Genomic DNA, 12,536 nt, shown 5'->3' with positions numbered 1-12,536 from the left:
CTGAACAAATCGGAGAAGCGGTAATGGGACAGTCGGGACCGATCAAGCTGGATCGAAAGGTCGTCGTCGCGATCAACAAGCGGCACCAGTCCAATAAGCAGAAGCTCCTGAACGTGGCCAAGAGGGCTGGTAAATGAGCCTCGATTTTGAGCCCGGCCCTGTAGAGGCTTCGATGCGCGCCAAGGCTGTCGATGCGCGGCGCCGGCTATACCGGGGCAACTTGCCGCCCCCGAAGCAGATCATCCACTTGGCACCGCCGTTGTCGCCGTTCGACCCGCGCCGTATAGCCGAGGAAATTGCCAGAGCCATTGAATCGCACCCGCCGGCGCCGATCCCGGCATGGAAGTCTATCCTGGTGCAGACCTCCAACAAATACGGGCTGCCGATAGCCGTACTGGTGGGCGTCGGCCGGTCGAAGAAGCTCGTAGCCGCCCGCAACGAGGCGGCCTACCGCATGGTGATGGAACTCGGCATGAGCTACCCGGCGACGGGCCGGCGCATCAACCGAGACCACAGCACTACGATCTACGCCGTCCGGCGGCACATCGAAACGCACCCGGCTTTGCAGCCCATCATTGAGCAGAAGGCCGAGGATGAGCAGGCATTGCGGCACGTGCTCGAGGACGAGGTGATCCGCCTCTACTTCGATGAGGAGGAGACACCGACCGCTATCAGCCAAGCCCTCGATATCACCCGCAACACTGTCCATTCGGTCGTGCGGCGTGAGGTGATGCGGGTACGTGCCGAGCGGAGGGCCGCGGCATGACCTCTAACGTCCACCGCCTGTTTGATGAGCCTGCGCCGGTAGCTAGTCACTTGAGGCGGGCTTCGGCCTGTCGCTGGCGAGCCTTGGCCGTGGCGCGTGCCAGTAGCTCGCGTTCGATGGCTTCGCGGATGAACTCGCCGCGCTTGTTCGGGCCGACTAGGGCGTCAATCCGCGCCGCCACGTCCGCTGTGATGCGGATCGTCGTGACCACGGTTTCGGTGTTCAGCTTGAGCGGCGGGCGACCCATTCGCCGCGTTGTGCCCGTTTCCATCAAAAGCGTCAATTCATCCTCCGTAACGTATTCTCTTACTTGACTAGGGTTAACGTATTCGGTTACAAACGTCAATCGCCTACAAATCAGGGGCATAGGCATGGGGCCAGCCTACTACAACGAAATCGACCCAGCTGCCGCCGCGGTGCTCACGCACCTCATAGCCGATGGCGTCGTCGCGCCTGGGGTGGTGGACACTCGATCAATAAAGGACGTGCAACCTGATGACCTCGCCGGCTTCACGCAGTGCCATTTCTTCGCTGGGGGCGGCCTCTGGTCGGTCGCCGCCCGCTTGGCGGGATGGGATGACACTCGACCTCTTTGGAGCGGAAGCTGCCCATGCCAGCCATTCAGCGCGGCTGGAAAAGGGCTCGGAGCAGATGACCCAAGGCATCTGTGGCCGGACTTTCATCGGCTCATCAGTGCCTGCCGGCCCCCTGTCGTCGTGGGAGAGCAGGTTGCGGGAAAGGCTGGGTACGGTTGGCTCGACGGAGTCCGCTCTGATCTGGCGGGAGAAGGTTACGCCAGCCGGGGCGTCGATATCCCGGCTTGCGCCGTCGACGCGCCACACCAACGGAACCGGCTCTATTGGGTCGCAGTGGTCGACGCCGAGAGCGAGCGATGGGGAGAAGGGCGGCCCGAACATGTCGTTCGGGGCGGGCGGGCAACCGCTCCCGGCTCAGATGCACCAGGCCCACTGGACAACCGTGTCAGCGACCGACTGCGCTGCGCGGGAGAACCGGTACGCTCAGGGTGGCAACCCGCTGACCATGCAGATGGCCAAGGCGATTTGGCCGACAGTGCTGGCTTCAGACGACAAGTACCGCCTGCAGGGGGACAGCCAGCAATCGAACGGGCTGTCAGCAACGCTCATTCATACCGAAACGGCAGCGCATGGGCGGGAGCCGACTGGATTGATTGCCACGACGGCAAGGCGCGGCGCACCAAACCCGGAGTTCGCCTTTTGGTTGATGGGCTTCCCGGACGAGTGGACCTTTGGCGCGTTGGCGGCAATGCGATTGTACCGATCCTCGCGGCGGAAGTCCTCAGCTCCCTCATCGAAACGGAGCTAGCGTGACACGCCCCTGGTATCGTCGCTTCCCCGACAACTTCATAGCTGGAACGGCAGGCCTCACTCTCGAAGAGAAGGGGGCCTATAGCCTTGTTCTGGATCTGATGTACGTCCGCGGCGGCCCGATACCAGACGAGCCGCGCTATATCGCGGGGGTGTGCAACTGCTCCGTTCGGAAGTGGAATGCCATCCGTGCGCGGCTCATTCAGGTAGGCAAAATCACGGTCGTTGACGGGTGCCTGATGAACGCTCGCGCAGAAAAAGAGCTCGAAAACGCCGCGAAAGATGCGCGAGAATTGGCTGAAAACGGCGCGAAAGGTGGAAATAAAACCGCTGAAAATCGCACCGCATCAAGCAAAACCAATAGCTTAGGCGCAGCCCCGGTGCAGCATGCGCGCGCCACTCAACTTCAATATCAAGATTCAGTCTTAGAGAAGGCCGAAAATGGTTTGGAAGAACCGGCAACCGAACCGCTGGTGGATGTGAACAAGTACGTCGATACCCAACTCTACGCCGCCTGCGTTGCCCTGAGCCCGGAGAAGGTGCCGAAGTTCCTAGACCACAAGCTATTCCCCCTGAGCCTCGTGACGCAGGCCCAAGCCGCCATCGCAGCGCAACCGACCTCGGACGAGGTGCACTGATGGGCCGCCAGTGGACCGAGATCGAAACCTTCCGGACGCCAGCGCAGCATCGGAGGAAAATCCAAGGGCTGGGGAATAGCCCCAAGCCGATCGTTCAGCGCGTGAAGCCTCCGAAGTCGAAGAAGAAACGGGCCAAGCTGGCGAGGATCGAAGCCGAGGGCACGTCATCGCTTCAGGCGCGGCTCTACGTGCTCGGCTACCGCGTCTATGCCGACTACCTCGCAAGCCCGCATTGGCTGGACGTGAGGGCGCGCTGGAAGGCCGGGAACCTGTTCAAGGGCTGGGTGTGCCACTCGCTGGGTTGTGACGGCAAGGGCGAGCTATCCTTGCACCACTGGACCTACGCCCGCCTTGGCAACGAGCAGCTTAGCGATCTGATCCTGGTTTGCCGCGACTGCCACCAGCATATCCACCGCCTTGAGCGCCGCGGCCTCCCCCTGGACGAAGCCACGACCAAGGTAACGCGGCAGCGCTTGACCGGTATTGCCTAACGAAAGGTTAACGCGATGCGCCTGAACCTTAATCGAGACCGACAGGGCTACGACATCGGAAGCCCGGAAGAGGGATTTGCAGCATGAAATTCTGGTTCGACACTGAGTTCATCGAGGACGGCAAGACGATCGACCTGATCTCGATTGGGATTGTGGCTGAGGATGGGCGCACCTATTACGCCGAGAGTGCCGAGTGTGACCACAGCCGGGCTGGCGAGTGGGTGAAGGCCAACGTGCTGTCCATGCTTGTTGCCGGCGATTATCTGAAGCCCCGCGCCCACATCGCCGCGGACATCGTCGCCTTCGTCGGAGAGAAGCCCGAGTTCTGGGCCTACTACGCCGACTACGATTGGGTCGCGCTGTGCCAACTCTACGGCACGATGATGGACCTGCCGAAGGGCTGGCCGATGTACTGCCGCGATATCAAGCAACTCTGCGATTCTATGGGAAATCCGCGGCTTCCGCAACAGACGGGCACCGAACACAACGCCATGCAAGACGCGCAGTGGAACCGGCAGGCCTGGGATTTCCTCGGCATCGTCAAGTCTATGGCAGCTTAACCCCCTACAGTGAGGAACGAAGGAATGAGCAAGATCACCTTGGAAGATCGCATCACCGCCGAAACCATTGCAGCGATGAAGGCGCATGACGAACGTCGCATCGACGCCATGGTGGCCGCTATTGTCCCCGAGAGGGTGCGCATCCTTCAGGATGGCGCTGGGCTCACCCACGGCAACCGCGACAAGGAATACGGGCCGCCGGCACTCAACCTCGCTGCTGCTGGCGAACTCAAGCTGGTGTTCCGCCGGCATCTTCGCCGCGATATTTCCGCCGCCGAGCTTGAGGCTATCGACAACGTGCTCACGAAGCTAGGGCGAGTTGCCACCGGCATGGACCCGAAGCGGGATACCTACGTGGACGGCGCGACCTACTTCGCCATCGCTGGCGAGATTGCGCTGTTCAAGGCCGGTCAGCCCCAAGGAGTCTAGAACCATGGATATTGCAGAGGACGTGAAGGCAATACCGGAGGACGCATATGCAGTCGCCTCGTTGGCGGTGAGCGCGGCGCTGCGCGATGACAGGTGCGGCGTCTCGGTGCGCTTCGGGATGGTGGGTGATACCGGCGCAGCATTTCTTGAGCACGTCGCACGAGCCATCCTAGCCGAACGCGAGCGATGCGCCAAAGTCGCTGAGGAACACGGCGCAACGGTTTCTAACGAGCCGATCGGGCAGGCCTGTTCCCGCAATATCGCCTCCTCCATTCGTTCAGGAGCTAGGACATGAGCCAGACCGATTTCGCTTTCGCAGCTGTGCTGGTGGTGGGCTTCGCGAGCCTTTGTGCTCTGTGGTATTCGCAACGAGCTTTGAAGCAGGCAACGTCCATGCTAGAGACGGCTGGCGAATATTGGCGACGTTCTAGCGAAGTGTGGGACGCCATCGACGCTACTCCCGGCGAGTATATCACGGAAGAGGCCGCGCGCAAGATGGAGGCATTTCTTGCAGAAGAAACCGATCAACTTGGGCTAACCCCATCTGACTACTTCCAAGCCAAGGATAAGCCATGACGACGAGTACGATGGTGGAGCGGGTTGCCAAAGCCATATTCGAAGTCCAGCGCGGATCGTGGGGGGATGTATCTGGCGAAGTCCTCGCCCGTGCCTCTATCGAAGCGATGTTGGACCCAACCGACGAGATGCTGGCTGAGGCCGAGCTTGGCTACATTACCAGCATGCTAGAAACCGAGCACAACAACGCCATCGCCAAGGGCATCTATCAGTCGATGCTCCGCGCCTCTCTCACCACCTAACGCACTGTATTTCCACACCAGCCGGGCGATATCATCATGGGGCGTAAGCAAATGAAAACCGCGACAATCGAAACCGGGCCAGACATCCGGGAAGCGTTCGTGCCAGCCGCCCTTCAGACATGGGCAGGCTTCCTCCACCAGCTAGACACCAATGCACCCAACCCCGGCCGGGAACGGGCCATGGTGGACCGCAAGACGCTCATGGGTGGTGCCTGCCGCTTCCACTGCACTCCATCGCAGGAAGAGGCTGCAGCTCGCTTCCGGGCCATCTACGAGCGCAGCCAGGTCGGTGGGGCAAAGGCCGTGGATCCATCCCGCGAGGCAGTCGACGGTGGCGGCATCAATCCCGAGAGCGTCATTGAGATTGGGGCAGATGCGCGGGCATCGTACAATCGGCTGTTCACAGCGCTTGGACTGCCGAAAATGCGCTGCCTCGAGTTCGTCGTCATTGGCGAACATGGGCCAACCGCATATGCTAGGTGGCGGTATCGGAACAACAAGCCCAATGCCCGCATCGTAGCCGATGGCATGGTGGAAATCCGCGGCGTGCTGGAAGAGGTGGCGATTGTGGAGCGGCTGCAGAACAGGAGGGCAGCGTGATCGACAAGGGGGCATACGTGCTAGCCACGAAGTACGCAGATGGAGATCCAGGCGACCAATGGTCCATCGGCTTCTACGATCGCTTCGAAGGCGGTAGGCACTATGTCGTTGACGAGGATGGTCAGCAGTTTCGCGGCAATGGCTTTCGGCGGTGCGAGCCGATAACCAGCGAAGTTGGACGCCACCTTATCCCACGCATGCCGGAGCTTGAGCGCACGCCGCCGGGCGAAATCAACGTTTGGGATATCGTCGCGAACCTCAACCGCACTTGACATTTGGCGTAAAAATCCGGCATGTGTGAAACGCTGCATGCAATCGTGATTTGCGCGGCGCCCTTCCACACATTGCTGGCCCTTCCCGATGCCGATGGTTCAACCCATTACGGCCTACGATGCTCGTCGTAAGCCGCAGCGGACTGCGAGATGGTCGCTACCCGACGAACTCATGGTCTACTTTGCCATGGTCGGCAACAGTGGGTTGGTGAAGGTCGGGATGACCAAGAACATCTCGAAGCGTTCTCAGGGGCATGCCCACGAAACCGGCCAGACTTGCCGGTACGTTGCCCAGCTTTTGGTGCATAGTCGCGAAGATGCTGCCGTGCTGGAGAAGCATGCGATTTCTGTAGCGCGCGCATCAGGCTTCGAGGGCGTAAAGAGGGAATGGTTCGCTATCGCTGAGAGCGATATCCCTGGCTTCGTGTCAAAGGTTGTGGCGTCGTCTCCGGTGGAGATCAATGCGCAGCGCGGCGCGCCGGAAGCGCCCGAGCACGAACTGCCGAAGCTGGTTTCCTATGCGCATGAGGCCTTCTCGGTGGCTAAGGCATCGCATTTGCGTCACCGCAGTAACGGGCTCCGCATCCGCTATTAGTTCCAATTTGACCCGCCCGGTTCGCTGTGGCGGGTTTCCGCTTGTTCCGAACCTCGGAGAACTCACCATGGCCATACGCGGCAGAGGCTCGGGTTCAACTCGACAGACCTCGGAAACGAAGCAGTCGAAGGCAGTAGCAGCAGCCGGCATGAAAGCCCTCGCGAAGGCCAAAGGCCAGCCTATGGGCACTGACTGGGCTCGGAACGCTATTGATGCTGCAGAGCAAAAAATGTCGTTCAGCGCCGCGAAGGATCGTGAGCGCGGCCGGTCGAAACTGCCGCTGAAGAAGTAACCGGCTCAACAGCCCAAACCTAGCATTTCCGCCAGAATCCGACAAGCACAGCCCGCCATTTGAGCGGGCCTTTTCGTCTTGAACGAAAGGACCGTCCGTAATGGTCAAAAAGCCGATTTCGCAAAATGTGACCGTAAGCGACGAGTCCGGTGACTACCGGATTAAGGTCAATTCGGACGGTTCGATCGACACGAATGCCTCAGGTAGCGGCCCCGGTGGTATCGCTCAGGTCGAAATCCTCGATAGTCTGGGGAATCCTCTGACCTACAACGCCAATGGCCAGGCGACCATGGCCAGCAGTTCACCTGTGGTCATTGCCAGCAACCAAAGCGCCGTGGCCAGCAATATCACGCAAACCGGCGGGAACGTTCTAGCGGTGGACGATGCTGCGGCAGGCACTACGGTGCCGGTCCCCGTAGGCGGGCGAGTGAGTACAACCTACCCAACGTATTCTAATGGCGATAGGACGCAGCAGCAGTTCTCTACTGGCGGCGAGTTGATCGGCAACCCGCGAGTCTCATCGGCCGCCCTAACGGACACATTCAGTAACACGGCTGCTCAACCGTTGGGCATTACAACGACTGCCGGCACAACGTCGCAGTCATTGCGTGTCTTGCCCATGGGCTTCAACGGGACTGATTGGGACCGTGTCCGCCTTGCCGGCCCGCTGCTTGGTCTTTTAGTCGAGAATGGCCCCTACGTATTCGGCCGTGTCACCGCTGATGGCCAGATCAAGGGCTCCGCCGGGTTCATCCACACCATCACCATCACGCCGACTGGCGCCGTGACTGCCGGCGTGCTGACCGTCTACAACAGCACGACCGAGACCGGCACGGTGGTGGCCAGTTTCTCGCTGCCGGTCACGACGTTCACTCCGTTCAGCGTCACCCTCGACGTGGCGTGTTCCGCTGGTATCTTTGTCGGGTTCGATGCCACGCTAGCCAATGTCGGGTGCACGGTCAGCTATCGATGAGCGTGGGAAGTGGGGCATTTCTATCGGTTGGCCGAGGCGGGGTTTTCCCATCGGCTCTGGAAGATAGCTTTCGACGCGCCGATGGTGCGATCGGTGTGGCCGACAGTGGTCAGGTGTGGGAGCAAGTGCCCACTTCGATCGGGCCTCAAGTCGTGCTTGCGACTATCAGCGGCAACGCACTGGTCGCTCCCGCTAGCGGAATCGCCACCACCGCGGCCTATAGCGGGGTCGCGCTGCCAAGTGTCTGCAAGAGGTTCGAAACCACTGCGGCATGGTCGGCTGGCGACAATACTGGCTCACTTGGAATGATCACCAATCCTCATGGGCTTGGGCTAATCACCGACATTACGACGGGTTCGCTGCACGTCATCATCACCCCGGCCAAGATCGATATCGGTATCTATGCAGGGTCGCTGAATGTCCTCCGTACCATCAGTTTCGCCCAACAGATGCAGAAGGACGGGACGATCTACCAGAACATCTACGAAGTGGATGGCGACGAAATGAGTTATTCGCTTTGGGATGGCACAGAGGGGGCGGTATCGCACGCCGACATCTTGGCCTACAATGGCCAGTTCGTGACGGTGGAACATTTTCGCAATACAGCTCTGGGTACGCTGCCAGTATTTCACTCGGCTTTTGCGTCGGTGCTATAGCCATCGACATGCCGGTCGAACTGGCAAGTGGCGCCAAGGGCGGCGCCCCGCGAGCACGCCAAGATCGCCGCCTTCGGCTGGTAAGGCGCGGACAACCCAACATCACCGACTCTCTTGCGCCCGGCGGGGCTGGCCTACCGCCGCCGGATGAACTTGCGCTCGTGACTGGCTAAATAAGGAGGCCCGCAATGGCCAATGTCGTGACTAAGCTATTCACCGCGGGCTCCCGCCTTATCGATGGAAGCCTGCTCAACGCTGCCTTCGCGCAGATCAATGCCGCCTTCGCCGGAACTACGGCTGGTGTCTATACCGGTACGTTCAACGGCGTCGTCGGCGGCACAACCCCGGCTGCAGGTGATTTCACCTACATCAACGAGAGCGTTGCCGATGCGCTCACCGCCGCCGGCACAACTCGAGCCGACGCCCTGCAGCTCGCCGCACAGGAAAACGTGCTGTCCACCGTAGCCTCCGGCACTGGCGTCATCCTGCCATCGGCTACAGCAGTCGGGGTAGGTGGGTCGGTCATCGTGTTCAACGATGGTGCCAACCCCGCCAAGGTCTATGCGACCGGCTCGGAAACGATCGACGGAACGGCGGGCTCAACCGGCGTCACCCTGACCAACGCGCTTCGGTGCGAATTCTACCTGACGACCACCCTCAAGTGGAAGTCCTCCAAGCTCGGCGCGACGAGCACCTGACCCCCTTCCATCCATCGCTATCTCACGAAAGGAACCTGACCAATGTCCGGTTTGATCAACAATGGCCTTCCCCAGCAGTCGGTGTTCACCGGCTCGGAACAGCTCAACCTCGACACCCAGCTCTCCGCCGGCCAGGCGCCCCAGAGCGCCATGTCGACGCTGATCCAGTTGGCATCGGCCCTCAAGTACCTCGGTAACGCTCTCGACAAGACGATGGTCGCCGGTACCCGCTACTACGTCAACTACAGCCTCGGCACTGCCGCACTGCTGACGGGTATCCAGGTTCTCGTCGGTTCCACCGGCGGCACCGACCTCTGGACCTTCGAGCTGCATGACTCGACCGGCGCCCTCGTTGCGACCTCGCTCGCCACAGGCACCACGGCCGGCACCGCCAACACGTTCCAGCGGCTCGCCTTCACTGCGACCTACCAGGCCGCTGCGGGGACCTACTTCCTCGTCGCACAGTCCAACGGCACCACGGCCAAGCTTGGCACCTACGCCTCGCCCGGCCTGCCGCTGCTGACCGGCTCTGCGACCGGTACGCTCGGAACCGGTGCTGCGATCACCCCGCCGACGACCTACACGGCCAATCTTGGGCCGATCGCTTCGGTCTACTGACCGTAGCCAAACTACCAACCCACGCCGTGCACGCCGCCTCAGGGCGGCTTTTTGTTGAGGACTAACCGATGGGCAAGTCGCAAACTACCAGCAATAATTTGCTCAAGCTGGTCTTCAACGCCACGGCGTGGGCGAACATCGCTGACAACACCGTCACGTCTCCGAACACCAATCTCTATGTGGCTCTCCACACTGCCGATCCGGGCACTGGCGGCACGCAATCGACAAGCGAGGTGACCTACACCTCGTACGCCCGCGTTGCAGTCGCCCGCACGACCGGTGGCTGGACGGCATCGACCACGGCCTCCACGTCGCCTGTAGCGGCTGTCACCTTCCCGGCGGGCACAGGTGGCTCCGGTACGGCGACGTACGCCTCGGTGGGCATGCTGGCGTCTGGGGCGGGCATCATCCTCTACAGCGGCCCCATCACGCCGAATATCGTCACCGGTTCGGGCATCACGCCCCAACTCACGACCGCCAGCACGATCACCGAGTCCTGACGATGGGCGAGACCGTAACAGCAGTCGCATCCATGACCTCGCACGGCATTCTTGGCGAGGACGTGAACGTCAACGCGCGGATCATCGACGCCATGGTGGAAGCGGTGAAGAAAGCCCAAGCCGCAGGTATCACTGACCCTGAGGCGATCCGCCACGCCCAGATCGAGGCCCGCGACAAGGTGCTGGCGTCGTAAATGGCTGGCCCGCTGTATTTCGACAGAGCCCAGGAGACCACGACCACCTCGGGTACGGGCGCCTATACGCTTGCCGGCGCTGTGGCGGGGTTTCAGTCGTTTGCCGCTGTCGGGAACGGCAACACCTGTTACTATGCTGCGACAGACGGTGTGGACTGGGAAGTAGGCCTCGGGACCTACACCGCAGCCGGAACGACGCTGGCGCGTACAACCATCCTTGCGTCGTCGAATGCAAACGCTGCGGTCAACTGGTCTGGTGCTACCAAGAATATCTGGGTCGACGTGCCCGCGGCCGCACTGGCCCAGCCGGCAACCGTGGCCCCGCTGGGCAGCAACCCAACAGCGGCAGTTGGCACGTCGCTGCTTTATGCCCGGCAGGATCATGTTCATCCCGGCCGGCAAAAGCTGTCCGCCGATCAGATCTACTCTGTTGGCGCCAACATACCGACGCCGTCCATCTCGATAGCCACGCCAGCCGTTGTCACATCTACCGCGCACGGCTTAAGCGCTAACAGTCCGGTTGTCTTCAATGTCCCGCTGAACACTGTGACGGCAACAGTCTCGGCTGCCAATCCAGCCGTAGTCACAATGACGAACAGTTTCGCGGCCGGCCAACCTGTGACTCTTGCATCGACCGGGTCGCTGCCGATCCCCATGATAGACAACACGACCTACTATGTCATTGCGGCTGGTCTGTCCGGTAGTTCCTTTCAGATTTCCGCCACGGTCGGCGGCGCCGCGATCAATACGAGCGCCCCGACTGCGACGTTCACCAACGGCTCCGCGAATATCGGCATTACAACCGCGAACACATATCTTTCGGTTGGCAAGCGCGTACGGTTCGCTACCAGCGGCTCGCTGCCGACGAACTTCGCGACGGGGACAGACTATTTCGTTCTGACGGCTTCCAGCACCCTGATCACAGTGTCAGCAACCAATGGCGGGAGTGCGATAGTAGCCGGGTCCGCTGGGTCTGGCACACAGACGGTGCTCCAGGCCGGCACGCACTATCTGTCACGCGCCGGCAGCCTTCCCACCGGGGTAACTGCTGGAACCACGTACTATGTCCTGTCGTCAGGCCTCACCAGCAACGCCTTCCAGTTCTCGACGAGCATCGGTGGGGCTGCCGTCAATACCAGCGGCTCTGTCACGGGTTCGCCGGTCTATGGCGCCTACACGGGCAACGATGCCAACGACGGGGTTTCTGGCCCGGTGCTCACGATCCAACGCGCGTGGGATTTTATCTGCGATTCCGTGGACTTGGGGGGAAAAGTCGCCACCGTTAAAATGGCTGACGGGGTTTATGCCGGTGGGGTTTCGAGCAGCAAAGCAGTCGTCGGTGGCAGTGGTCCAAACAGCGTCATTTTCGAGGGCAATACGACCTACGACGATGCTGTGGTCATATCTACTAATAATGCTGCATGCTTTGAGATAGGCGGCGGTGTTGGCGGAAACTTCCAGGCGAAGGTCCGCTACCTGAAGATGCAGACGGCAACAGGCGGTAACTGCCTCAACATCTTTGGAGGAGCCTGCTACCTGCAGTTCGAAAACGTGGTGTTTGGTGTCTCGGCTGGCTATCATATCTTTGCTGGACATTCTGCGTTTATCATCGCGACTGGCGGTTACCGCGTCACGGGGAATGCACAGTTCCACTTGATCACCCAAACGGCCGGGCAGATCGCAATCCATGGACAAACGGTAACAACGCCTGGCGCGCTGACGTTTACGATATTTCTGCTCGCACAGCTTGGCGGGCAAATCTTCGTAGCAAGCTGCGTCTTTGCCGGCACCGCCATATCCGGACAGCGATACAATGCCCAAACTAACGGCATTATCGACGCTGGCGGCGGCGGCGCAAATTTTGTCCCCGGCAACTCGGCTGGTGGAACTTCAACAGGCGGCCAGTACGGCTAAAGATCGGCCCACCGATAGCCAACTGAGGGGGCCATCATGCTCGGTCTAGCGGCCCTTTCGCAGGTTCCAATCACCACCCTGCCTTCGGTAGGGGGAGTTACCACAACCGCTATACTCAATGCGGTCGGTGCAGGCACCTTCAACGCAGTCGGTGCATCGTCTGCAGTCAGTAATTG

General features: G+C 60.8%; 21 protein-coding genes. 20 read left to right on the top strand and 1 reads right to left on the bottom strand.

Annotation, left to right across the window (positions count from 1 at the left end; genetic code table 11):
- Positions 1–133 precede the first annotated feature (133 nt).
- Positions 134–766 carry a helix-turn-helix domain-containing protein gene (locus tag JWR51_RS23320; protein ID WP_299753420.1) on the top strand — a complete coding sequence of 211 codons (633 nt, stop codon included), beginning with the start codon at positions 134–136 and terminating at the stop codon, positions 764–766.
- Positions 767–812: 46 nt separating this feature from the next.
- On the opposite strand, the gene JWR51_RS23315 is transcribed toward JWR51_RS23320, so the two are convergent.
- Positions 813–1,049 carry a hypothetical protein gene (locus JWR51_RS23315; protein WP_299753418.1) on the bottom strand — a complete coding sequence of 79 codons (237 nt, stop codon included), beginning with the start codon at positions 1,047–1,049 and terminating at the stop codon, positions 813–815.
- A gap of 88 nt (positions 1,050–1,137) precedes the next feature.
- Here JWR51_RS23315 and JWR51_RS23310 point away from each other — a divergent pair, with 88 nt between their 5' ends.
- The 19 genes from JWR51_RS23310 (at position 1,138) to JWR51_RS23220 (ending at position 12,360) form a co-directional block, all read left to right on the top strand.
- The gene (locus JWR51_RS23310; RefSeq protein WP_299753416.1) at positions 1,138–2,115 is read left to right on the top strand and encodes a DNA cytosine methyltransferase; all 978 of its coding nucleotides are present in this window, start codon (positions 1,138–1,140) and stop codon (positions 2,113–2,115) included.
- On the top strand, positions 2,112–2,750 hold the full coding sequence (locus JWR51_RS23305) for a YdaU family protein (protein WP_299753414.1): 639 nt from the start codon (positions 2,112–2,114) through the stop codon (positions 2,748–2,750). The genes JWR51_RS23310 and JWR51_RS23305 overlap by 4 nt, the downstream gene beginning before the upstream one ends.
- Positions 2,750–3,241 carry a hypothetical protein gene (locus JWR51_RS23300; RefSeq protein WP_299753412.1) on the top strand — a complete coding sequence of 164 codons (492 nt, stop codon included), beginning with the start codon at positions 2,750–2,752 and terminating at the stop codon, positions 3,239–3,241. The genes JWR51_RS23305 and JWR51_RS23300 overlap by 1 nt, the downstream gene beginning before the upstream one ends.
- Positions 3,242–3,324: 83 nt before the next feature.
- Positions 3,325–3,801, top strand: a complete 477-nt coding sequence (locus tag JWR51_RS23295) for a 3'-5' exoribonuclease (RefSeq protein ID WP_299753410.1) — start codon at positions 3,325–3,327, stop codon at positions 3,799–3,801.
- A gap of 24 nt (positions 3,802–3,825) precedes the next feature.
- On the top strand, positions 3,826–4,230 hold the full coding sequence (locus JWR51_RS23290) for a DUF6378 domain-containing protein (RefSeq protein WP_299753408.1): 405 nt from the start codon (positions 3,826–3,828) through the stop codon (positions 4,228–4,230).
- Positions 4,231–4,234: 4 nt separating this feature from the next.
- Positions 4,235–4,525 carry a hypothetical protein gene (locus tag JWR51_RS23285; protein WP_299753406.1) on the top strand — a complete coding sequence of 97 codons (291 nt, stop codon included), beginning with the start codon at positions 4,235–4,237 and terminating at the stop codon, positions 4,523–4,525.
- Positions 4,522–4,806, top strand: coding sequence for a hypothetical protein (locus JWR51_RS23280; RefSeq protein WP_299753404.1), 285 nt, complete (start codon positions 4,522–4,524; stop codon positions 4,804–4,806). The genes JWR51_RS23285 and JWR51_RS23280 overlap by 4 nt, the downstream gene beginning before the upstream one ends.
- Entirely contained in the window at positions 4,803–5,048 is a 246-nt protein-coding gene (locus JWR51_RS23275; protein ID WP_299753402.1) for a hypothetical protein, read from the top strand. The genes JWR51_RS23280 and JWR51_RS23275 overlap by 4 nt, the downstream gene beginning before the upstream one ends.
- 51 nt (positions 5,049–5,099) lie before the next feature.
- Positions 5,100–5,648: a hypothetical protein gene (locus JWR51_RS23270; RefSeq protein WP_299753400.1), complete on the top strand. Its 549-nt coding sequence runs from the start codon at positions 5,100–5,102 to the stop codon at positions 5,646–5,648.
- Positions 5,645–5,920 carry a hypothetical protein gene (locus JWR51_RS23265; protein WP_299753398.1) on the top strand — a complete coding sequence of 92 codons (276 nt, stop codon included), beginning with the start codon at positions 5,645–5,647 and terminating at the stop codon, positions 5,918–5,920. Before JWR51_RS23270 ends, JWR51_RS23265 begins: the two co-directional genes overlap by 4 nt.
- 172 nt (positions 5,921–6,092) lie before the next feature.
- Entirely contained in the window at positions 6,093–6,515 is a 423-nt protein-coding gene (locus tag JWR51_RS23260) for a GIY-YIG nuclease family protein (protein ID WP_299753396.1), read from the top strand.
- A gap of 67 nt (positions 6,516–6,582) precedes the next feature.
- A complete protein-coding gene (locus JWR51_RS23255) occupies positions 6,583–6,807 on the top strand; it encodes a hypothetical protein (protein WP_299753394.1) in 225 nt (74 codons plus the stop codon).
- Between the two features lie 100 nt (positions 6,808–6,907).
- Positions 6,908–7,780 carry a hypothetical protein gene (locus JWR51_RS23250; protein WP_299753392.1) on the top strand — a complete coding sequence of 291 codons (873 nt, stop codon included), beginning with the start codon at positions 6,908–6,910 and terminating at the stop codon, positions 7,778–7,780.
- Between the two features lie 152 nt (positions 7,781–7,932).
- Positions 7,933–8,436, top strand: coding sequence for a hypothetical protein (locus tag JWR51_RS23245; protein WP_299753390.1), 504 nt, complete (start codon positions 7,933–7,935; stop codon positions 8,434–8,436).
- Between the two features lie 188 nt (positions 8,437–8,624).
- Positions 8,625–9,134, top strand: coding sequence for a hypothetical protein (locus JWR51_RS23240; RefSeq protein ID WP_299753389.1), 510 nt, complete (start codon positions 8,625–8,627; stop codon positions 9,132–9,134).
- Positions 9,135–9,176: 42 nt separating this feature from the next.
- Positions 9,177–9,752, top strand: a complete 576-nt coding sequence (locus tag JWR51_RS23235; RefSeq protein WP_299753387.1) for a hypothetical protein — start codon at positions 9,177–9,179, stop codon at positions 9,750–9,752.
- A 68-nt stretch (positions 9,753–9,820) separates the two neighbouring features.
- The gene (locus JWR51_RS23230) at positions 9,821–10,252 is read left to right on the top strand and encodes a hypothetical protein (RefSeq protein ID WP_299753385.1); all 432 of its coding nucleotides are present in this window, start codon (positions 9,821–9,823) and stop codon (positions 10,250–10,252) included.
- Between the two features lie 2 nt (positions 10,253–10,254).
- Entirely contained in the window at positions 10,255–10,446 is a 192-nt protein-coding gene (locus JWR51_RS23225; protein WP_299753383.1) for a hypothetical protein, read from the top strand.
- On the top strand, positions 10,447–12,360 hold the full coding sequence (locus tag JWR51_RS23220; protein ID WP_299753381.1) for a hypothetical protein: 1,914 nt from the start codon (positions 10,447–10,449) through the stop codon (positions 12,358–12,360).
- The last annotated feature ends 176 nt before the right edge of the window (positions 12,361–12,536 follow it).

It is taken from the genome of Devosia sp. (genome assembly GCF_028290625.1).
Taxonomy (GTDB): Bacteria; Pseudomonadota; Alphaproteobacteria; order Rhizobiales; family Devosiaceae; genus Devosia.
Note: the sequence above shows the minus strand (reverse complement) of the source record. Positions and strands in the feature narration are given on the sequence as shown.

Bases quoted from the DNA above. Each gene is read 5' to 3' on its own strand.
- JWR51_RS23320 (WP_299753420.1), top strand. From the start codon at position 134: ATGAGCCTCGATTTTGAGCCCGGCCCTGTAGAGGCTTCGATGCGCGCC.
- JWR51_RS23310 (WP_299753416.1), top strand. From the start codon at position 1,138: ATGGGGCCAGCCTACTACAACGAAATCGACCCAGCTGCCGCCGCGGTG.
- JWR51_RS23300 (WP_299753412.1), top strand. From the start codon at position 2,750: ATGGGCCGCCAGTGGACCGAGATCGAAACCTTCCGGACGCCAGCGCAG.
- JWR51_RS23295 (WP_299753410.1), top strand. From the start codon at position 3,325: ATGAAATTCTGGTTCGACACTGAGTTCATCGAGGACGGCAAGACGATC.
- JWR51_RS23290 (WP_299753408.1), top strand. From the start codon at position 3,826: ATGAGCAAGATCACCTTGGAAGATCGCATCACCGCCGAAACCATTGCA.
- JWR51_RS23285 (WP_299753406.1), top strand. From the start codon at position 4,235: ATGGATATTGCAGAGGACGTGAAGGCAATACCGGAGGACGCATATGCA.
- JWR51_RS23280 (WP_299753404.1), top strand. From the start codon at position 4,522: ATGAGCCAGACCGATTTCGCTTTCGCAGCTGTGCTGGTGGTGGGCTTC.
- JWR51_RS23275 (WP_299753402.1), top strand. From the start codon at position 4,803: ATGACGACGAGTACGATGGTGGAGCGGGTTGCCAAAGCCATATTCGAA.
- JWR51_RS23270 (WP_299753400.1), top strand. From the start codon at position 5,100: ATGAAAACCGCGACAATCGAAACCGGGCCAGACATCCGGGAAGCGTTC.
- JWR51_RS23260 (WP_299753396.1), top strand. From the start codon at position 6,093: ATGGTCTACTTTGCCATGGTCGGCAACAGTGGGTTGGTGAAGGTCGGG.
- JWR51_RS23255 (WP_299753394.1), top strand. From the start codon at position 6,583: ATGGCCATACGCGGCAGAGGCTCGGGTTCAACTCGACAGACCTCGGAA.
- JWR51_RS23250 (WP_299753392.1), top strand. From the start codon at position 6,908: ATGGTCAAAAAGCCGATTTCGCAAAATGTGACCGTAAGCGACGAGTCC.
- JWR51_RS23240 (WP_299753389.1), top strand. From the start codon at position 8,625: ATGGCCAATGTCGTGACTAAGCTATTCACCGCGGGCTCCCGCCTTATC.
- JWR51_RS23235 (WP_299753387.1), top strand. From the start codon at position 9,177: ATGTCCGGTTTGATCAACAATGGCCTTCCCCAGCAGTCGGTGTTCACC.
- JWR51_RS23230 (WP_299753385.1), top strand. From the start codon at position 9,821: ATGGGCAAGTCGCAAACTACCAGCAATAATTTGCTCAAGCTGGTCTTC.
- JWR51_RS23225 (WP_299753383.1), top strand. From the start codon at position 10,255: ATGGGCGAGACCGTAACAGCAGTCGCATCCATGACCTCGCACGGCATT.
- JWR51_RS23220 (WP_299753381.1), top strand. From the start codon at position 10,447: ATGGCTGGCCCGCTGTATTTCGACAGAGCCCAGGAGACCACGACCACC.